This is a genomic window from Arcanobacterium buesumense (assembly GCF_012563545.1).
GTDB classification, from domain to species: domain Bacteria; phylum Actinomycetota; class Actinomycetes; order Actinomycetales; family Actinomycetaceae; genus Arcanobacterium; species Arcanobacterium buesumense.
On sequence record NZ_CP050804.1, the window covers coordinates 551,999 to 572,481 of the forward strand.

Annotated in this window: 17 protein-coding genes and 2 pseudogenes; 7 read left to right on the top strand and 12 right to left on the bottom strand. The window is 50.2% G+C overall.

What is annotated here, in order from left to right; genetic code table 11:
• Positions 1-46 precede the first annotated feature (46 nt).
• The 3 genes from HC352_RS02450 to HC352_RS02460 form a co-directional block, all read right to left on the bottom strand.
• A complete protein-coding gene (locus HC352_RS02450) occupies positions 47-2,116 on the bottom strand; it encodes a cation:proton antiporter (protein WP_168917426.1) in 2,070 nt (689 codons plus the stop codon).
• A 173-nt stretch (positions 2,117-2,289) separates the two neighbouring features.
• The gene (locus HC352_RS02455; protein WP_168917427.1) at positions 2,290-4,239 is read right to left on the bottom strand and encodes a SpaA isopeptide-forming pilin-related protein; all 1,950 of its coding nucleotides are present in this window, start codon (positions 4,237-4,239) and stop codon (positions 2,290-2,292) included.
• Between the two features lie 184 nt (positions 4,240-4,423).
• Positions 4,424-5,281, bottom strand: coding sequence for an SDR family oxidoreductase (locus tag HC352_RS02460; protein WP_168917428.1), 858 nt, complete (start codon positions 5,279-5,281; stop codon positions 4,424-4,426).
• A 278-nt stretch (positions 5,282-5,559) separates the two neighbouring features.
• Here HC352_RS02460 and HC352_RS02465 point away from each other — a divergent pair, with 278 nt between their 5' ends.
• Both HC352_RS02465 and argH read left to right on the top strand, forming a co-directional pair.
• The gene (locus HC352_RS02465; RefSeq protein WP_168917429.1) at positions 5,560-6,780 is read left to right on the top strand and encodes an argininosuccinate synthase; all 1,221 of its coding nucleotides are present in this window, start codon (positions 5,560-5,562) and stop codon (positions 6,778-6,780) included.
• Positions 6,780-8,153, top strand: coding sequence for an argininosuccinate lyase (gene argH / locus HC352_RS02470; protein WP_168917430.1), 1,374 nt, complete (start codon positions 6,780-6,782; stop codon positions 8,151-8,153). Before HC352_RS02465 ends, argH begins: the two co-directional genes overlap by 1 nt.
• A 132-nt stretch (positions 8,154-8,285) precedes the next feature.
• Here argH and HC352_RS02475 read toward each other — a convergent pair whose 3' ends face one another.
• The 6 genes from HC352_RS02475 to HC352_RS02500 all read right to left on the bottom strand — a co-directional run bounded on the left by HC352_RS02475 (position 8,286) and on the right by HC352_RS02500 (position 13,302).
• Positions 8,286-9,284, bottom strand: coding sequence for an SRPBCC family protein (locus HC352_RS02475; RefSeq protein WP_168917431.1), 999 nt, complete (start codon positions 9,282-9,284; stop codon positions 8,286-8,288).
• A complete protein-coding gene (locus HC352_RS02480) occupies positions 9,281-9,526 on the bottom strand; it encodes a hypothetical protein (protein ID WP_168917432.1) in 246 nt (81 codons plus the stop codon). The genes HC352_RS02475 and HC352_RS02480 overlap by 4 nt, the downstream gene beginning before the upstream one ends.
• A 78-nt stretch (positions 9,527-9,604) precedes the next feature.
• Positions 9,605-10,306 (bottom strand): DUF1643 domain-containing protein, encoded by a 702-nt coding sequence (locus HC352_RS02485; RefSeq protein WP_168917433.1) that lies wholly within the window; start codon positions 10,304-10,306, stop codon positions 9,605-9,607.
• Positions 10,307-10,458: 152 nt separating this feature from the next.
• Positions 10,459-11,106 carry an endonuclease III domain-containing protein gene (locus HC352_RS02490; RefSeq protein ID WP_168917434.1) on the bottom strand — a complete coding sequence of 216 codons (648 nt, stop codon included), beginning with the start codon at positions 11,104-11,106 and terminating at the stop codon, positions 10,459-10,461.
• 260 nt (positions 11,107-11,366) lie between these two features.
• Positions 11,367-12,821, bottom strand: coding sequence for a dihydrolipoyl dehydrogenase family protein (locus HC352_RS02495; RefSeq protein WP_168917435.1), 1,455 nt, complete (start codon positions 12,819-12,821; stop codon positions 11,367-11,369).
• Between the two features lie 121 nt (positions 12,822-12,942).
• Positions 12,943-13,302 (bottom strand): DoxX family protein, encoded by a 360-nt coding sequence (locus HC352_RS02500; RefSeq protein WP_211080698.1) that lies wholly within the window; start codon positions 13,300-13,302, stop codon positions 12,943-12,945.
• Positions 13,303-14,545: 1,243 nt separating this feature from the next.
• On the opposite strand from HC352_RS02500, the pseudogene HC352_RS02505 reads away from it, so the two are divergent.
• From HC352_RS02505 to HC352_RS02525, 5 genes and pseudogenes are all read left to right on the top strand, one after another.
• Positions 14,546-14,794, top strand: a pseudogene (locus HC352_RS02505) (terminase TerL endonuclease subunit); the annotation flags it as partial.
• A 29-nt stretch (positions 14,795-14,823) separates the two neighbouring features.
• Positions 14,824-15,528 (top strand): DEAD/DEAH box helicase, encoded by a 705-nt coding sequence (locus HC352_RS02510; RefSeq protein WP_247645216.1) that lies wholly within the window; start codon positions 14,824-14,826, stop codon positions 15,526-15,528.
• On the top strand, positions 15,519-15,977 hold the full coding sequence (locus tag HC352_RS02515) for a hypothetical protein (RefSeq protein ID WP_168917436.1): 459 nt from the start codon (positions 15,519-15,521) through the stop codon (positions 15,975-15,977). The genes HC352_RS02510 and HC352_RS02515 overlap by 10 nt, the downstream gene beginning before the upstream one ends.
• A gap of 154 nt (positions 15,978-16,131) precedes the next feature.
• Positions 16,132-16,508, top strand: a pseudogene (locus HC352_RS02520) (HNH endonuclease).
• Positions 16,509-16,547: 39 nt separating this feature from the next.
• Entirely contained in the window at positions 16,548-16,886 is a 339-nt protein-coding gene (locus tag HC352_RS02525) for an SH3 domain-containing protein (RefSeq protein WP_168917438.1), read from the top strand.
• Positions 16,887-17,038: 152 nt separating this feature from the next.
• On the opposite strand, the gene HC352_RS02530 is transcribed toward HC352_RS02525, so the two are convergent.
• Genes HC352_RS02530 through HC352_RS02540 form a run of 3 tightly spaced genes read right to left on the bottom strand, consistent with a single transcriptional unit; the run spans position 17,039 to position 20,463 of the window.
• Positions 17,039-18,391 (bottom strand): MFS transporter, encoded by a 1,353-nt coding sequence (locus tag HC352_RS02530; protein WP_168917439.1) that lies wholly within the window; start codon positions 18,389-18,391, stop codon positions 17,039-17,041.
• Positions 18,392-18,401: 10 nt separating this feature from the next.
• Positions 18,402-19,517: a YcaO-like family protein gene (locus HC352_RS02535; RefSeq protein ID WP_168917440.1), complete on the bottom strand. Its 1,116-nt coding sequence runs from the start codon at positions 19,515-19,517 to the stop codon at positions 18,402-18,404.
• Complete coding sequence (locus HC352_RS02540) at positions 19,501-20,463, bottom strand: YcaO-like family protein (protein WP_168917441.1); 963 nt, start codon at positions 20,461-20,463, stop codon at positions 19,501-19,503. Before HC352_RS02540 ends, HC352_RS02535 begins: the two co-directional genes overlap by 17 nt.
• Between the last annotated feature and the right edge of the window lie 20 nt (positions 20,464-20,483).

Consider the following 20,483-nt stretch of genomic DNA (forward strand, 5'->3'; position numbering starts at 1 on the left):
TCATCGTCATGGTCACATCGTCGTGATAATATGCGCCAGACGTGAACTAGTGTGTTCCGAGATCTGACTGATTCATCTGCAATAGATATACTTCATCACGTAGCATCGTGGCCTCGGTGAGCGTAATTTTATTATCTTCACGTAATTCTTGAATACATCCAAGCTGGAGACGTAGCGCCTCAACTTCTAAGAAATCAAGCTGTTCGCCCATGGTTTGATAGCGTGGTGTGCTATCGATATCGTCTGCCGAATCATCGTCGCTTGTTTGCGGAACAGATACGTACTGTTCTCGGGTTGTGTGTTCGAGTTGCTCAAGCATCTGCCGGTGGTCACGCAACAAATAAGCACGTGCTTGTTGCATAGTTGACGATGTCGTGGGCACATTCTCCAAATATGAAATAGCGAAATTCTCCAACGCCATTCGAGCCTGACGCAGTTCTTCGACAGACTCTGGGTTCAGTTCGCCACGGTGTTCTTCGGAGAAGGAACGAGCGCGATTTGAGATAAACGTCCACATGCTCTTCAAATTAAAAGATCGACGACGACGATGCTTGAGCACTTTTTCCAGACGTTCCAAGGTGTGTTCAATAGAGTCATGGCTAAAGTGAGAAATTTCGCCACGCTCAAGCAGATCATTCATATAACCGCGTTGATGAGAAATCAGATCCAGACGAAGCTGACGCGAAATCGCGGAAAACTCGTCACCTACTGTTAATTCAGCAATCTCACGCCGATAGCGACTAACGATCAGCGCTAGGGCAATCGGGTAGCGATGTTCAAACTTGGCGGTTAATGAAGAAATGAGGGAACGTAATACGGCGGCACGAACCTCATTCTCCCGCGTCTTTTCTTCATCTGAAACCTCGAAAGGTGTTAATGCGGGAACCACGAAATTAGCCAATAGCAGCGTACAGAGGATAATGCCGGAGGCTAAGAAAATAAGTTCATCACGAATCGATTGCCCGTGGGTACCTAAAATTCCATAAGGTAAGGTGAATGCGATCGTTAAGGTTACTGCCCCCTTCGGCCCGCCGAGAGTTGTTACCCAAGCAGGAACCAAGAGATCTCGTAACGAATCAAAATCTGCTAATAGGCCCTGTTTCATCGTGATGTAATCAGCGATAACAACCCATACGTAGCGCACCAGAATAACAACAGCGCTACACACTAGTACCAAACCGAGCAAGGAAAGCGGATCGGCACTTTCCTCCCACGAGTGAGTCAAAATACTTGGTAGGTTCGAACCGAGGAAGACAAAAACAACGCCGTTTAAGATAAAGCCAAGAACATCCCACACACCCGAAGAAACAATCGAAATGCGTGCGGTGTAAACCGTCGAAGGAAGTGGGATTAACGTGACGAGGAGGCCAGCACCCACTACCGCAAGAATACCGCTGACGTGTAACGACTCGGCAATGAGGTAGATGGCAAAAGGCGTCAAAATCTCGAATGTTACGTGGAAAACCGTTGATTCAAGACCCATGCTACGAACCGCGCGGGTAATTCCGAGTACAACAACGCCCAACACGATACCGCATATCAATCCACCGCCGAATGACAACGTGAACGCTGCGGCTGCTTCCCGAATACTGAAAACACCAGTCACCGCAAGCCCCACGGCAAACTGGAAAGAGACGATGCCAGAAGCATCATTGATTAGAGCTTCGCCGGACAGTAACGCTGTTTGGCGTTCGTTGAGCTTGGCGCTTTTTGCGAGAGCAGTAACTGCTACCGCATCGGTAGGGCCAAGGGCGGCTCCCAATGTCAATGCGGCTGCTAGTGGAATTGAAGGAGAAAGCCAATGTAAAACAAAGCCCACAGCAAAGACGCTGGCTACCACTAAACCAATGGCCAACGACAAAATTGAGGGCATATGTCTAGCTAATGAACGTTTAGAGACTTTTCGGGATTCGTCGTAGAGTAGTGGCGCGATGAATAAAACAAGGAAAAGGTCAGCATCAATTGTGAGATCGAATGGTTCACCGATCAGAATTGCGGCGAGCATACCCATCGCAATTTGAATCAATGGCAATGACAATCCGGAAACAAGCTGATCGAGTACTGTGGACAGCAAAATGATTGTGAACAGTAGCAAGATAAGTTCAAGAGCTTGCATTTTATCTCCAGAGGTTTAGTGACATCCGCCTTTGGCAATATTTAGTGGTATTGCGTCAAGGCATGGATGTTGAGAGCGAAGCATATTAGGCCACTTAATATCGTACATGAGACAAGGGATATGCGCTGTGTCCACGATAGGTCACAGCGCATATCCCTTGTCTGATTACGGAGCTACTTCTTTCGAACAGCTACAATGTCCTGGGTCTTGATAGTCATGCCGATGCCCAAACCAAGTAGGCCAAGAATCGTCAATCCACCCATGTTCGCGTCCATTCCAGTCTTAGCGAGCTGAGGTTTTTCTGGCTGTGGCTGTGGGTCAGGAGTCGGCTCCGGGGCAGGGGTCGGTTCTGGTGTTGGTTGTGGTTGCGGGTCAGGAGTCGGTTCTGGTTCCGGTTCCGGAGCAACCGCATTCCACGGGTCGGAATTAGTAACCTCAAGATCGCGCACCACAGAAATTGCCGCTACTGAGGCGGTATCTTGATGAGTGGCTCCCAAAACCATATCTGTCAGCGTGCCATGGCAGTAGATTTTTTCGCCAACCTCAAAACGCTTCAGATCTTCAAAGACAACCGGCTGGTCATTGAGTGTGCATTGGATATTGCTGACTTTCCCAGTCGTATTCGGATTCGTCTTATCCGTCAACCGTAAATCTTGTAACGCAATATCACCAGTATTAGTGATCACCATGCCCACGTGGACACCTTCGGACACATCATTGGTATCGAGATAGTAAGGGTCAGTAACGTCGTCGTGATCACCGTCAATGATCCCCTCGGCAAGGGTGTACTTCTCAATATCGATTGCCGGGTGAACAATACGTGAGTTTGTAATCGTCAAATCATCTGTCTGTGTTGATTCGAAATTCTCCGGCACAGCGGGGTTTCCTTGTGAATCAACTTCGCGCACTGAATAAATCCACCGATGGCAGTTCCCATCTCGGTTAGGCAGATTTATCCAGGTCGCCGTCGTCGTCTCGCCAGTGATGACTGCTAATGCAAGTCCCGGAACAGGTTGCGGATCGGTTCCCGCAATATGTCGCATCAACTGGAAAGAAACGTGCGGGGCAGACATCTTATCTAGGTGTTCCCAGACCTTCGTTGCTGTCTTGTCTTCGCCACTAAGTTTAACGCTCACGGTGTTGGAGGTATTGACCATAGCATCGTCAATCCATGCTTCTGCAGTGTTTTCGATCGGAGAGAGATCAATTTGCGCATTTTGGTATTCGGTGGTGCTCGGGCGCACGTCAATCTCCAGCTTGAGAGTTCGCAAATCTACTTCGTCAAACCCGTTAATCAGTAGCTTGGAAAAATCATTAATCTCTGCTTTCACAAGCGTGCCCTGATCCGTAGAGGTCTGCGTTACCAGAACTGGAACATCTAGTTTCGCACCTTGAGACTCCACGTATCCGCGACCAGCAATAACCTCTAGGCGGGGGCTGACCATATCTTGGATACTGAAATGTATATACGAGGTAGAAAGATCTGTTGAAGGTAAGAAAGCGAACTTCCAGTTGGCATAAATGGACAGCGGTGCAGACATCGTGAATGTCACCGGATCAGCTAGCTTATCTCCGTCACATCGTTCAATTTCTGCTTGATCGGCGACACTGCTGACTTTGGCAATATCAGGCGTGACTGGGAAATAAATCTTGAACGGAGTTTTGCCTGGAACGGTGGAACCTGGGGCTGGTCCGACTCCAGCATTTTCGTTCTTTCCATCCATCAGAATGACGAATTGGCCTTTTGGATTTTTTGATATGGAGATTTGCCGGGGTTTAGAAAGGTTGACGACGCTGGCCGGCACTTCCTTCACCGTTAGCGTGTAGTCACCTTCAGCAAGATCGCTAAAGATCGCTCGACCGTCAGCTCCCGTTGTTGCTTGACGGTCAGTGCTTGGATCTGCGGAAGTTAGCGTAAAAGTAACGCCCGATAAAAGATCGGCGGAGTCAGGCAATGCTGAGCCAGTGTTGTCATGCTTGAATGCTGAAATCTGTAATGTTGCTCCGTCCGCGGCTTGCGCTGGTAGGCTACCGCCGGGAAAAAGCATGCCGGCAAATGCGATAATTAACGCGGATAGAACCGCTAGCGAAATCGAGAACCGACCTTGTTGTGACTGCCTCATCAGGAGTCTCCCCGTCTTGTGATATCTAAATATGATTGAGTGCGTTTTAATCTACCGGAAAATCAACAATAAATAATGAAAATGGTGGATTTCGTAGGTAGGTCACAGTAGGGGATTGGTCACGGAGGGTAAAAATAAAGTGGCGCCACCACAACGGTAGACGCCACTTTATTCCTCTAGTAACTCATTCAGACGTCGAGGCGGCAAACTTTTCCATCTTCGCCCGATATTCTGGAATGTCAGACGCTGGGATGGATCGTGGCCAAGAGTCGGCGCGGAAGTATGCGTCCGTTCCACCATCGAGGAAAATGACTGATCCGCACAAGAAATTTGCTGCTGGCGAGAGCATGAAGATTGCCCACTGTGCTACTTCTTCCGGCTTGCCGAAGTCGCGAACTGGAATGGGGTAGGACTTGATTGCCGGAGCGAGTTTCGGGTCGGCAAGTTGTGCTGAGAGCATCGGGGTTCGGATTGCTCCGGGAGCAAGAGCGTTAATGCGGATACCGCGCCCGGCCCATTCTTCGGTTACCCCGATGGTGCGCATCCAGTAAGTGATGGCTGTCTTAGAGCCGGCATAGATGAAATTAGGGGATGCCTCTGGACCGGCTTGGGCAGCGATTTCTAGGGCCTTGTCAATGTCGCGCTCGCGGAAGGCGGCAACGACGCCGTCTGGAACGCCCGGAACAGTGGTGGTTGAATTTGAGGAGAAAATGACGACCTTTGCATTTCCGGCCTCAGCTAGTTCTTCGTGTAGACCCTCGAGTAGTTCGACGACGCCGAGATAGTTGACCTTGGCGATGAGTTCTTCGCGGCCGGGGATAGGTCCAAGGCCAGCTGCCAGTACTGCGCCATCGAGGCGGCCATTGGCTAGTTTCTTTACTTCAGTGACGGCATGTGCGCGCCCTTCGGGCGATGAAAGATCGGCTTTGACATCTGCCTTGTGGAGATCGACGCCGATGACTCGGTGGCCTTCCCAGCGAAGTTGTTCGGCGGTGGATCGGCCCATTCCAGAAGCGGAACCTGTTACAACGTAAACACCCATTGTGTCTTCCCTCCATGAGAAAATCTTGTCTGGTTGTTACGGACATACAAACGGTATGTTCGCTTTCCAGCGGTGAAAATACGCTTCGTTGCGTATGTCTTTAGCCTAGCGAGTAGGACTATAGTCAGCAATGGTTTGCGCCAGCGGAGAATAATTGTGTCGCTAAGGTATTTTGAGAATTGGTTCACAGTCGTCGTTCTATGATGGAGGTGTGTTAACTGAAGTGTATAGTTATGCGTATAAACGTATAACTATACTGAAAGGTTCGTAGTTCAGACATGGCAAAAGAACGCATCCTCCTGGCATACTCTGGTGGTCTTGACACGTCAATCATCATTCCCTGGCTTAAAGAAAACTATGACTGCGACGTTATAGCGATGGTCGGTGAAGTTGGAATCGGCGTCGACGGCGAAGCGCTAACGCACAAAGCCCTCGCCTGCGGAGCTGAAAAAATATACATCGAAAATCTGACTGAAGACTACATCGCGCACTACATCTATCCAACTTTGCAAGCCCAAGCGCGTTACGAAGGAAGCTACCTCTTAGGCACCTCAACCGCACGTCCTTGTATCGCCAAGCGCATGGTTGACATCGCCCGCGCAGAAAAATGCACCGCCATCGCCCACGGATGCACCGGCAAAGGAAACGACCAAGTCCGCTTCGAACTCGCCATCAAAGCACTGGCCCCGGAGATGAAAATAATTGCGCCATGGCGGACATGGGACATCACCTCCCGCGATGAAGAAATCGACTATGCCAACGCCCGTAACATCCCCGTGCCAGTTACCAAAGAAGACAACTATTCAATGGATCAAAATATTTGGCACCTCAGCCACGAAGGCATGGACCTCGAAAACCCTGGAAACGAGCCCAATTACTCCGCTTTACTCAACATTGTCACCAGCCTAGAACAGACCCCAGATCAGGGAGAATACGTCGAAATCGAATTCGTCTCCGGCATCCCAGTCCGGGTAGATAACGTCACGGGCGACGTCGACATGCTCACGTACCTCAATGACAAAGCTGCCAAACACGCCGTCGGCGTCATCGACATCGTCGAAAATCGGTTAGTCGGCATGAAGTCCCGTGGCGTATACGAAACACCAGGTGGCACTGTCTACTACGCAGCCCACCGGCAACTCGAGCTCCTGTGCCTGGAACGCGATACCCTCCACTATAAAGATCTCGTTGCCCAACGCTTCGCTGACCTCGTTTACAACGGACAATGGTTCCATCCACTGCGCGAAGCCCTCAGTGCCTTCGTCGACAAAGCCAACGAAACCTTAACCGGAACTGTCAAACTCAAACTATATAAGGGCAACATCATTCCAGCAGGAACCTCGTCACCGTTCTCGCTCTACGACGAAGCCCTATCTACCTTCGATGAAGACGACGTCTACAACCAGTCCGACGCCACCGGATTTATCAATCTCTTCGGTCTTCCTACCAAGGTTGTGGCCCAGATGAAACAGCGCGCGGGCATTATGGAGGGGAAGTAATGGCTGGGGCATTGTGGAGCGGACGGTTCCAAAAAGCCACCGACGCAGCCGTCTGGGCAATGAATTCCTCGCTGGACTTCGATAAACGTCTCTATGCCCACGACATTTCCGGTAGTATCGCACACGCAACTATGCTTGCGCAGATTGGAATTTTGACTTCCGCTGAGCTTGAAGCGATCACAGGCGGGCTCGCCGGTATCAAAGCAGATATCGACAGTGGCGCGCTCGTTATCGGCGGCGCAGCTGAAGATATCCACATGTTCGTCGAAGCAGAACTCACCAAACGAATAGGCGATCCTGGCAAGAAGCTCCACACCGCTCGATCGCGCAACGACCAAGTCGCCACCGATCTCAAGCTCTGGATGCGCGACGAATTGGGGGAGATCGACTCGTTAATCCGTGAGCTGGTTGCGGTGTTTATTGAAGTTGCGAAGCAACATGTCGATACTGTCATGCCGGGGTACACCCATCTTCAACGGGCACAATCTATTACACTTGCACACCATCTGATGGCTTATGTGCACATGTTTATGCGTGACCTGCAGCGGTTAGGCGAAGCCGGGAAGCGGTTGAACTATTCACCGCTAGGGGCGGCAGCGTTAGCGACGACTACGTATCCAGTAGACCGCGAACTCACCGCGAAACTCTTGGGTTTTGATGGGGTGGCAACCAACTCACTCGATGCAGTTTCAGATCGTGACTATGTGATGGAGATAGCCGCGGATTTAGCGATATTCATGGTTCATTTATCGCGGTGTAGTGAAGAAATTATTTTGTGGGCGAGTGCAGAGTATGGCTTTATCGAGCTTGATGATGCGTATGCCACCGGAAGTAGTATTATGCCGCAAAAGAAAAATCCGGATGTGGCAGAGCTGACGCGCGGTAAAACTGGCCGAGTGATCGGTGATGCGATGACGTTGCTGACAATGATGAAAAACCTGCCGTTGGCGTACAACAAGGATGTTCAAGAAGATAAAGAGGCAATCTTCGATGCTGTCGATACTGTGAAGTTGTGTATTCCGGCGTTCGCTGGGATGGTGGCAACGATGCGGGTTAATGCTGCGGCAATGCGGCAAGCGGCTGGTGGCGGTTTCACCAACGCGACTGATTTAGCGGACTATTTGGTGATCAAAGGTGTCCCGTTCCGCCAGGCTCACGAAATCACAGGCAAACTCGTGCATTATTGCGTCGATAAGCGTATTCATTTGGAAGAGCTAGGGCTTGAGATGCTGCGCGAACACTGCGAACTTATTGCGGACGACGTCTATGACTATCTCGATATAGCCAACTGTGTGGCGCGCCGGAATGTTGTGGGCGGACCGGCTAAGGAAGCCGTGCTACGAGACATAGCAGAAGTTGAGAAGAAGCTGTAAAGCGGAAGGGGTGTGCATTCAACGGGGCAATAGCGCAAACCTCGACCATATACGCCGAGGTTTGCGCTATTGCCACATTAGCTGCCGAAGGTAGAAGTGTATCAGGGGGCCGAGCCACAAAAATGCCGGTGTTCAACTCAATTCTTTGATGATCGATTGGCTGATTTGTTGTCCTTGTAATAGGCAGACATAGCGATGTAGTGGCCGGAGTATTCGGCGCAGTGCCGATCGCCGGCGTGTGGCTGAGGTCGGAATATACCCGATAGAAATAAAGAGCTGGGTACCACCCGCAGCTGGTTCTAGCTCTATATGCACAACTCGCTGGTTCGCGCGGCGAATCTCAGGCAAGCTGAATTGCCATTCAATGGTTTGTTGGTTGGTGAAAGCGGTGAGCTGGGCGTGGATGGTGTGTGGTGGCGATTGCCGTATTTTGCGGTTCGTAGCTAGCTCTGGTGATTGCATTTCCCAACTTGCGCCGACGTGGAGATTTGCAGGTGCGCTCGTAACGCTGGCTACTGCGGGATTCCAACGTGGCATGTGTGCTGGATTGGCGAGGAGCTCCCATACTTGGTCAAGAGGTGCAGGAATAAAACTTTCGGTTGTTGCTGACAACTGGTGGTTAGCTCGCGGTTCGTGGCTATGTTTGGGGTGGGGGTCAGCGTTGGTTGAATGCTCGAAGTCATCTAGGTGCTCGATTATTTGCTCAGCAGATGTCCCGAAGCGGTGAAGGATCTGTTCGATAAATCCGCTTGGTTCACGTACAAGTTCGTGGAGTAACGCGCTGGTTCCTTCTCGTTCCTTGTCTTTAGAGGCGCGCTGTATGATCTCTAATGCCGGTTCGGACCACGAGTAATTCATTGTCTTTGGTAGGTGGGTGCTCGGAGTGGACGGGGTGAGGTTTATTCCTAGGGAAGTGAGGTCATCAGCTTGCTGTGTCGCTACCGCATGGCGTGCTGTTTCTAATGTGATGCCGTAAGTTCGCAATACTTGGCCAGCTATTTGTTCATGAGTAGTGAGGGCTAGGAAAAGATGTTCGACACCGAGTGTTGATTGTTGAGAATGTGAAGCTTCGGTTATAGCGGCTTGAGTTAGTTTTTGAAGGGTGAGTAGCGATGAAAGTATTTTAGTCATCGTTGCCTCCGGGGAACTGGAATTGTTGGATCGATCTTTTTTGCGTATTTGCGGTGAACTGCCTGTCGCGAAATCCCGAGACAAGCGGCTATATCTTGCCAGCTCATCCCGGCTTTGAGTCCGGCCTCAACCTGTGCTAGTTCTAAACGCTCGGTGAGGGAGTGCAAGGTCGCGACGGCGCGCAAGCCGGATTTTGGATCGCGCAGATCTGCGGCGATGTCGGTAATATTTAAGGTGTCCATATTAGCAATATATGTTGCTAATATGGTTCTGTCAACAAATGTTGCTAAGTTGGCTATCGAAATAGCTTGTCCAAGCCTTCAGATATTTTCGAGATAGCGTAGGGCTCCGGCGAACTGGCCATACTCTACATTTTCTTTGGTCCACCAACTGTAGGAACAATGATAGGGTACTCTGTTCTGAAGGAGCGCGTCACGGTTATAGAACGCATAGACTTTTTCCGCCAATTGCAAATCGGAGCGTAACAGTAATTCAGAAATTTTCCTGATAGGCTCTTGTTTCCATGTATTTCCTGACTTTTTATGCTGCCCCCACATGGGGATAATGAAGTCAGCTGTGGTTGCGCACTGTTCAACCAATGTTAGGGTTGCCCTTAGAGTTGTCCCTTTAGCAGAGTCAGATAGCAGACTCCACTGTCCAGGAACATCGGAACTCTTTGTGCAGACGAGCGGAATCAAGTTGAGCATCGTGACCGAGCGAGCGGGGTATTCGAAAACACCTTCCTCTATTTTTTGAAGGATGGTCTGGGTCGTGTTATCTCCGTGAGGTCCGCCAGGAGTTTTAGGGGTCAGAGTTTTACTGAATTCGGATGCCGTCGAAGGGTTCATTCCGATAAATAAGTAATTTTTACCTGATTGTTCATCGCATATAGCTGAGAAATCCCGCTTAAGAAACCAACGGAATTCTAGATCTGCCCCACTCGGGTGGGAAGAATAATGAACGGGCTGACTTTCCAGCTTGTCGAGTAAGGCGGCCTCGTCGATAACTAACTCCTGGGTCATGGCATAAGTGTAACTGAAATATCGCCTATCTATCCGTATTGAATGCATATTGGCGTTTTGGCTAGGGATACTATTCGGTTTGAGATTGTTGTATAGAAACTCCACTGAGAAGAAAGTACGGGCATGCCGAGGGGCACGCAGATCCGGTGGATTTAATCGGCGTTAAAATCACCAGATACGAGGAGCGGGTATGCCCGTTCCCAGCCGCCTAGTTGGCGAGCGCGTTTCCCGCCGTCGACGATAAGCCCGTGAAATTTTGCCAATTCGGCAGTAGTAAATTGGCTGTGCTCAATAAGTGGATCGAGGGTTCGTTTAGCTGCCGTGTAGTTTCGATACTCTCCGTATCCGGTGGCTGCTAATAGCCGACGGGCATAAAGATCGTAAATAAAAACCGGTCGGTCATAGATATAAAGCAAAAGATCATCGGCAGTTTCTTCACCAACTCCACGAATCCGCAGCAACTCCTCGCGCAACTGCGGCGTGCTCAAGTGTTCGGTGTGCTGATCGTGTTCGATGAACCAAGAGGTGAGCTCTTTGAGATAGCGTGTCTTGGTGTTGTAGTATCCACACGGGCGAATCAAGCTAGCCACCGTTTCGTCGCTGGCAGCCAGGAGGCGTTCCGGGCTCAGCATGCCGGCCTCGCGTAGATTATCGATGGCAGACTCGACGTTGTGCCACGAGGTGTTTTGGGTCAGTACCGCGCCGATGGCGATTTCGAATCTGGATTCGCCTGGCCACCAGGTTCCGGCAGGTATCTGCTGTTCCAAAAGCTCAAAGAGCTCTCGCATTGTATGGCTCATATCGTCTCACCGTCATTGTACTGACCGTCTTTATCGTGCCGCTGCATCGCAGTTTTATGCGGAGAGGTTGTGCACCAAACAGGGAAATAGGGCAAACCTCGACCATATACGCCGAGGTTTGCCCTATTGCCACATTAGCTGTTGCAACTGGCGGCGTATCTCAGGCAAGAGCGCCACAGGTTAGGCAGGGGCGCTAGTTCTAGCAGGGTGCCCGCAAGTATAAACGGGAGCCCCGCAGTTCAAACAGTGGTGCCGTAGCTCTACCGTAGCTCTACCGGGAACTCCTCAAGCAATCGCAGCCAAATTTCGGATGCGGTCGGATACGCAGGCACGGCATGGCGCAGAACTCGCACCGGCAATTCGCCAACGACAGCAACTGTGGCTGCGTGGAGCAATTCAGCAACATCCGAGCCGACGAATGTTGCACCGAGTAGCACGCCGGTGTGCGCATCTACGACGAGCTTGGCTTTGCCGTTCGTATCGTCACGTAACAGTCCAACTCCGGCAGCGGATGTGATCTCAACTTCGCTGGTGAGCACCTCGCGTCCCTGCTGGCGTGCTTGAGCTTCGGTCAGGCCAACCGATGCGACTTGCGGATCAGTGAATACGACCTGGGGAACAGGAACCTCTACATTCGGTGCGGTTTCGGGTGTGCCCGCAAGTTTCGCGCCGAGCACCCGTGCCTCATATTTGCCTTGGTGGGTGAGAGGTGCGCCGGTTCCGGCATCACCAATGGCGTGGAGCCACTCGGGCAGGTTTCCTTCGCGCACATCGTCGGGGGAGAGGCCAACAGTTTCGAGTCCGACGTTTGCTAACGCCGGGCGCCGGCCTGTTGCAACCAGAAGCTCATCAGCCTCGAGAGTTTTCGCTGTGCCCTCATCTGTGGAATGCGAACGGGTAACGACGTTGAGGTGTACGGTTCCGCCATGAATGTGACCGATCTTCGTATTCGGGTTCGATGCCGGATCGCGCTTAACTGCCGTCACTTCAGCGTTCGTGATGACTGTGATGCCCTGGTTTTCAAGGGATTCCTTAACGAATTGGCCAGCAAAAGGTTCAGAGCGATCTAGGAGTGACGATCCGCGTACAAGCATCGTTACCGTACTTCCTAGTGCTTGCATCCAGGTAGCTGCTTCGACTGCGACGACACCACCGCCTACAATGACTAAACGATCTGGGACCTCAACGACTCCAGTTGCGTCACGCGATCCCCACGCATGTAGATCTTCGTACATGACTGGAACGACCGGTTTCGATCCGGTGGCTAGAACGACTGCAACGCGTGCCTCGACGGTGTAGGGTTCGGTGGTTTGAGGCTCACCAGCGGTTGTGCCGCCATCTACTGGCGTGATTTCAACCCGGCGTTCACCCACGATACGTGCATGGCCGCGTGCCACTTCCAAGCCGGCGTCTTGTGCCCAGGTTATTTGGGAGCTGTCATCATATTCGCTCACCCATTCGTCACGGCGAGCCAACATGTCGCGTGCATTGACACTCGCGCCGCTGACACCCTGCACGTGATCTGTTGCATGTGTTAGATCCACAGGACGCAGGAGCGCCTTACTTGGAATACATGCATAGTAGGCACATTCACCGCCAAACAGTTCCTTATCTACGAGGAAGACGGAGAGTCCACCATCGTGGGCATATTGCGCCACGTTTTCGCCTACCGGGCCGGCGCCGATAACAATGACATCTACTGTTTTAATACTCATAACTCCACAGTACACTCCTTTATAACCTTTGCGCTGGGCTCTAGGTACAGTTCAGCGCAGAGGAATATTGTATTTCCAGGCTTGTGAAGTTACCGAGATAAAGATCGCGTGATACTTGATATTAACGATTCCGTTTGGCTTCAAGTACGCCAACGAGACCACCGATTGCGGCGAGGTTCTTAAAGAACTGGATCTGTTGCATACCTTTTGCCTCCGGAGCAGACTTCCAGAAAGGATGCCCGGCGAGCGTCGTCGGAACAAGAGCACCAACAAGGCCGAGCGCGGAAAGCTTCGGGAAAATGCCAAGAGCTAGTGCCGCGCCGGCGCCAACCATAACAGCTCCGTTTGCGCGAACCATGAGATCGGCTTTTTCGTGGCTAACCTCAATGCCAAGATCGGCCATGAAATCCTGTGTGATCTGTACGCGACCGCCTGGCTCCTTGACGGAATCAAAACCCGCTGTGACAAAAATTCCAGACAAAGGAATCTATGAAAGTTTCATTACTCCATCTAACTTTTTAATACACCACGTAGGCATTAGCCGAATGCTACTCGACGGCGTCGAGCGCACATCTTGAAACCACACTAGCACTGTTGCGGTACGGTGCAGGTGCGTTTAAGGTGACAGTGAAATTCTCTGAAATATGCTTACTAGGACTGTTGAACACCAAACTCTTATAGCAGGTGTACAGGTTATGAGGAGCGCGTGGTGAAGTGGTTTTAGCGCTGTGTCCGAGTGAGGTGACGAGAATGTTTTGGCGGCATGATCGTGAAAAGACCCAACGTAGGCTTGACGATGTCAGTTAAACCACTGTCTCCATATTCGTATCAGGATTGTCCTAAGCTATCTCACGAGCATTTTATCAAACGCATGCCAAGGCTGAGGACAAACGTTACCAGCCCTACTAAAGGGGGGGCTGAAAGTTAACAAGCGTTACAGGTCGAGGTGGAAAAAGATCCACGCTACCTACGTCGCAGCCCACCCGCTGTGTGAGGACTGCCTTGAAGGTGGGGTGTCACTCGCCGGTGCAGGAAGTCCACCGTGTTCTCCCGTGGGAACATGGCTGCACCCACGACTTTGATAATCATCGTTTGCTGTGCAATTGTAAAAAGATCAAGAATTAACTGAGCTGAAGAAAGTTGACAAGTTGCCTACGGGAGGTACTTTTGAGATTGAGTGTTATTTCCCAGAGCTTAACGATCAGCGTAGTCAGGTAGATGCCCAGTTAATGCAGAATTCTTCTAATAATGGCAAGTTTGAAGTTGAAAAGTTTGGTATGACGTAGGATATTTCAGGTTAGATACGCTTGTTCAGTGGTGATGTACGTGGCTGAAAGAGACGGTGCTTGCTCAAGGGTCTAATTAAGTCATTGAAAAAAATAATGTAATTAATTGAAACTAAAGTATGTCTTTGTTAGTGTTTTAGGACACGCTAGGCGCGATCGGGGGAAGTGAGTCCATTGAAAAGATCATCGAACAAGCTCAATCCGTGCGTCCTGACGGAAACCTACATAAAACTGGCAGGAGAATATGATGTTTTCGCCGTATAGTCAGGTATGGTTTCGTGATGCATTGATGTTGGTTGTCATAACAGTCTTAATGCTCCTGATTAGTTACTTTGTTTTCGATATTTTCCCGTGGCAAGCAGCCTTGACCATGTGCTGTATTGCCCTAGTGGGTTTTGTAATCGGAATCTTCCTGAGAATACGAGAGAACAAAAAAGAAGGGCTCTAAAGAAGCTGGCGTTGGAAGTTAAACTCGTCTATGGCACTCATCCGGTCCTGTCATGGATGGTGGACAACATTCACGTGCGCACCGACCCGGCAGGCAACATCAAACCCAACAAACAAAAATCCACTGAAAAGATCGACGGCGTCGTCGCCACGATCATGGCCCTCGACCGTGCCATTAGAAACGGCACCGGACACGTCAACAATAGTGTTTACGACGAGCGCGGGCTATTGTTTGTTTGACGTATTTGACCTGCACAAACAGTAACTAAGTGAGAACTACCGACTATCTGAAGCTCCCAGAACTGACAGTGACGACGATGCCAGTGGCCCTCGCAGCGAAGGAACGCCACGTCTACGACCAGCTGAAAGCTGACCTCGTCCTCGAACTAGGGGAAGAAACGATCGATGCTGCCAACGCTGCCGCCTTATCCGGGAAGTTGCTACAGATGGCCTCGGGTGCGATCTATACCGCAGACGGCAAATGGGCTCTGATTCATGACCGGAAGCTCAACGCACTCGAAGACATCTACGAGGCAGCTAATAGCTCTCCGTTGCTGGTGGCGTACTGGTTTAAGCACGACCGCGAACGCATCCAGAGTCGTTTCCCTCACGCACGAGAACTCAAAACAAGCGCAGATATTGAGGCCTGGAACCGGGGAGAGTTCACTCTCGGCCTGATCCACCCAGCCTCAGCTGGCCACGGACTGAACCTCCAGGCAGGCGGGCACCTGCTTGTGTGGTTCTCGTTGACGTGGAGTTTGGAGCTCTACCAGCAAACCAACGCGCGGATCTATCGGCAAGGCCAGAGTGAGCCAGTCACGATCACGCACCTAGTAGCAGAAGGGACGCTCGATGAAGCCGTCCTTAAAGCACTCGAAACGAAAGATGCTACTCAGGCCGCGCTAATCGATGCGGTCACACACGAAACCCACACAACCACGACCTCTTCTCGAAAGGAACTCTCATGCATGTGATGACCAAATACCTTGACACAAAGAAAGCCGCCATCGCCGCCCTTCAGGACTATACGTTGATGGAACAGATCATCGACACCACCGATAACTCAATCAAGGCAGCTTATGCTGATGCGGCCAGCCCAGCGTCCCCACGAATGGACGGAACACCATCCTCAGGCGACCTCCACGCGTCCGAGAACAGGATCATGGCCACGATCGAACGCATCGATACCTACAAGGCACGATATGTGGAGGCGCGTCAATACATGGACTGGTTCCTCCCAGCATGGGAAATCATCTCCGAGGACGACCGTTTAGTGCTGGAAGCGTTCTTCCTCGGCGAAGGAACCCAAGAGGATGCGGTTCAGCAGATCTGCAACCATTTCTACGTCGAACGCACCACCGCCTACCAAAAGAAGTCGCGCGCCTTGGCTCGTCTTGCGACCGCACTGTATGGACGGCTATAGGTGTGCACCCAGTGCGTTAAAAGGTGTCAAGAACGGCGGATGCATATGCGCCTTTTCCTATGAGACGATGTAGGTGGTTGAAAAGTAGGACAAGCCCCAAGAACCCAGCATCGGGAACTTGGTGCTTCACCATGCTCAGGAAAGGAGCAAAGCGATGCCAGTCAAACCAGCTTCCCGTGCTCCCACCCTGGTTGCCCTGAATTGACCCGCGAACGCTTCTGCGAGACCCATGCCAAGGCTGAGGATGTGCGGTATCGGAAGTATCAGCGTGATCGGAAGATCAACCGCCGCTACGGATCGCGGTGGCGTAAGATCCGCGCTGCCTACGTCGCCCAGCACCCGCTCTGCGAAGACTGCCTCGAGGCCGGTCGGTACACACCCGTGCAGGAAGTCCACCACGTGCTCCCGCTTGAACACGGCGGCATCCACGACTTCGACAACCTGCGGAGCTTGTGCAAGCCCTGCCATTCAAGGCAGACCGCACTCGATGACGACCGCTGGCGGCAAGCACCACGGGTCTACACGTATTGAGTCCTTGCCAGTCAATTATCGGTGCAAGATAATTGTTACATGTTTGTTTTGACCTGTGATCACCAAATCCCGAACCGTCCACCATTGCGGGTGGAAGTCGATGATGAGGTCGTCGTCGAGCACCGCACAAGTGACTGGCCTGAATTCGTTTTCGTCACCGCATACAAGGGTTCCGGCTGGGTGCCAGCTCGACATCTCGCTATTGATGGCAACACTGCGACTGTGATTCGACCATATGACACCACTGAATTAGCAGCTCGTGTTGGTGAACGCGTTGAGCGCATTCATAACGACGCTCAATCAGGGTGGTCGTGGTGTCGCAATGATCGAGGCGAAGAAGGATGGGTCCCCAACCGCAGCCTCGACCAGCTTAACTGACAGATGAAAAGCTTGGCACAGCCAAGAATTTAGTGAGGGGCTGGGGGCTCTCGATCTCTACGAGTGTTGGGAAGGTCAGCGGGCGGGGCCAACCGCGCACAAAGTACCCAATTCAAACAGGGTATTAACGACGATTTCTTTCATCTTGGTTTTTACTTTGCGCTTGCTGGTTTTGCGTGGCGGAGATAGTAGAAGGCTGTGCACGAAAGTGCCACAACTATTATCCAGGAGATTCCGTAGGGCAACCTAGACGTTACGTGATTATCAGTGAAGGCCATCACGACGATCGATGTTGTCAGCGGGATAAACATTGTTGCGGATAGTGATTCGATGATGACCGACGAGCTTGCCATCTCTTCAATCGTGATGCCGTCAGGAACAGCGGGGTCTTCAAAGAAAATATTGAGAGTGTCGAGGTAGGTTAGTCCCATACCAACGCCAGCGATTGACCACAAAACAATGAAGACTACCACGGGAGATGAAGGCTGCCAGTTGCTGAAGGTCAAAACACCGATCGATATTGACGACGCAATGAGCAGTCCGAGGCCAATAGTCGATCTCATCCGATAGGCGCGTTGAGTTACTGCTGGTTTCATCCCGCAAAGTACTCCGAGGACAGCCCATGCCAGACCTCCTCCGGTCAGAATGTAACCAAGAGAATCAGCCCGTGCAAGATAAATATCATGTGCGGTGATGCTGACGAGTTCGTTGGCTACGAAATAGCCGCCAGTTAAGAAGAACATTCCAGCAAGCGCATCTCTTCGAGGGGTATGTTGCCGGAAAGTGCCGGTAGGCATGAGCAGGATAACTACGCGGCCAAGTACAACAACGCCCACAATCAGCAATGCGATCTTCACAATCCCGCTTGTTGGAATGATGGTAACGGTTACACCTGCGATGATGAGGAGAAGTGCCATATATGAAAATGGTGCGTCTTTTTTAGTGCCTTCCTTTTTTAAATTAAAAGCGATAACGATTCTGGTGACCACTAACAGCGGTAAATAAAGCAACATTGCCCATCGCCACGACAATAGATGCGTGACCCAAGCGGCATAGGTCGGTCCGACGATTGAGGAAATTACCCAGCTCGCTGAAGCGAAGGCGAGTGTTATTTGTCTTGCCCGTCCGGACAGCCCGAGTGCTACTGCGCCAATCGACGTCATTGCAAGGATAGAACCAGCTAGGCCACGAAGTATTGACCCGGTAATATAAATGACGACATTAGGGGCAAGAGCGCTAATAAATGCTCCAATAATGACGAATACGGTTGCACACATTAAAAGCTTTGACAACCGTATCCGGTTCATCAAAGCAGCTCCAATCGGCAACCCAGCCATAGACACGATAGAGGAAATACCAAGGATTACGCCATAGTAGCTTTGAGCATGAAGGTCTTTAGCCATAATAGGCAAAATCAGTTGGTTCAAATAGCTTTGCATCCCGCCAATCAGTTCAAGAATAATGACGGCTACTGCAATTAACAGTCCAGAGGTATTTCTTTTCATGACGAGCATTCTAACAGTGTGGAAGAGGATTAATATTTAGCTGATTGAGAGGTGTTGGCTCAGGCTGATGTCCAAGTAGTACTGGTTCGTACTGGATTGCCTGTTTTCCTAGATGAAGATCCCCGACAGCGAAGTTTGGTACTAAGCCAGGGACTAAAACGCGGATAACAGAAATCTGTAAGCTTTGTACGTCAGGTGACGTTACGTCAACCATGATAGGTTCTAGTGACATGCTATCAAGCGTTGTTAAATAAAAGTCTAATTCATCATCCGAAGATTTAAAATGGTGATCGGGATATGAGTACTCACTTGTTTGAGTAGGGAAAAGCCACGGCTCTACCCTAGAGAGTAATCTTTGATCCAAATAAACTTGTTGTTGAAGCATAAGATCGTTCAGTGTCGAAAAATCCGATGAATAATAATCAAGATAACGGCGATCTTTTCGCCAAGGTTTGGCAATGCCTTCCCATAGCTCACCGCGTTCAATAGCTTTAAAGAGTTCTCCATGAGGGTTTAGAAGATCAAAACTACCTGCTTGAAGTGTGCATGCCTCGGTAAGTGCCTTTAGTATTGCAGATTCATTAGTTGGTCTGCACCCAAAACCTGTGTTGACAATGCCGGATTCTGTATTTAATACAGTAGCTGCGTAAATCGGAATTTGGAAGCGGTTCTCTATGCTAACGATTGAGACACGATTACCTTTATTTTCAAACTCTTCAATGAGTTGCGCCACGGAACTATCTTTTGGAATAGATAAGCTCGAACTATGTGCTGGATTGTGCCACCAACACATAGTGGCGTGGCGTTCCATTATCTCTTGTAAAGCATTGATGCATGCAGATATGGCTGTTTTTCCCGCTGAAATGCCAGCATAAGCAGGAGCATTGATATGTGGCAAGGGATAATCGCCGAACTTTTTAAGCCTTCGATGGTTAACGAATACCATTGATACGGGGACAAGTCTTTCTTTTCCTTGAAAACTTTGTCCTTTGATCCATGTAGTCACAGTTTCTTCATTAAATTTTTCAAAACGGTTATTGAAAGTATGGAGTTGTTCGGGACTAAAAAGAATGAAATCAGTGGGATCAACTGGGGTTAGCCCGTCATTCCTAAGAGAAAGCTGCACTACCCTTGACAACCTTTTCTAGGTCGATGATATTGACGCAGTAACGTTCGTATGCTTCACCTAGTGCCGATAGTTCCGCACTTCGTAGGTCGTCGAATGTGCTTCCCTGGCAAACAGTATTATTGGCCCAGGGGGAAGCGAAACGAAGGTCGGCCACATCGCTTTGAACGGTCACTAAAGATGAGGGCAGTGATTCGTGGTTTTTAATTCGGCGAAGTGTTTTAATAATGCCGTGACGAGGATTTTGGCTTGCTAGCTCGGAGTAATTACTCGGTGCAACTTCTAGTGGCTTAGAGCCTGTCAATCTGAAAGGAATTAGTTCAGAATGATAGAAAGCTTGAGACGTATAATCATATTCCGAAGTTATATAGGCGGCTCCGTCTATTTTCTCGGGGAACCAGATCTCTTGATGCTCAATATATTTATTTAAAATATGGGAGGTTAGCGTATCTAATGATGTTAAATATGGCTCTTTAGAGCGAATTTCATAGATATCTTGCCTAGGGAAATTAGTTTTTCTTCTCGTCTCGATGTCGGAGTAAAACATCCCGTCTTTCGTTAAGGTGGGACTTAAGCATGAGATTGGAAGTGAAACTTCGAGAATGCGAGTCTTTTTTGACAGATTTACTGCGAATTCTGCTAGGCTTCTTTTCCGCTCAATCGAATCGGCTGCTGTTACTATCAAAAGATTTGAATCGCTTGCGTGTTCCAGCAAGTGATTCAGTCGTTGCTTAGACTGGTCTAGATTTTCGTCTAAGGAGTCAATAAAGCAGACTATGCCTTCTGGGATAACGATATCTTCAAGTTCTATTTGTGTAGAAAATGGCGTATGAAGGGCGATACTTTCTGATACTGGGATTTTTTCTTTGGGGGCGTACAGATCCCCTTCCGAATCCCGAACAAGTGTAATAAACCCTGAATTTTGCCAAACAGTAACGACCTTCATACTGCCAATTTCCCCTGAGC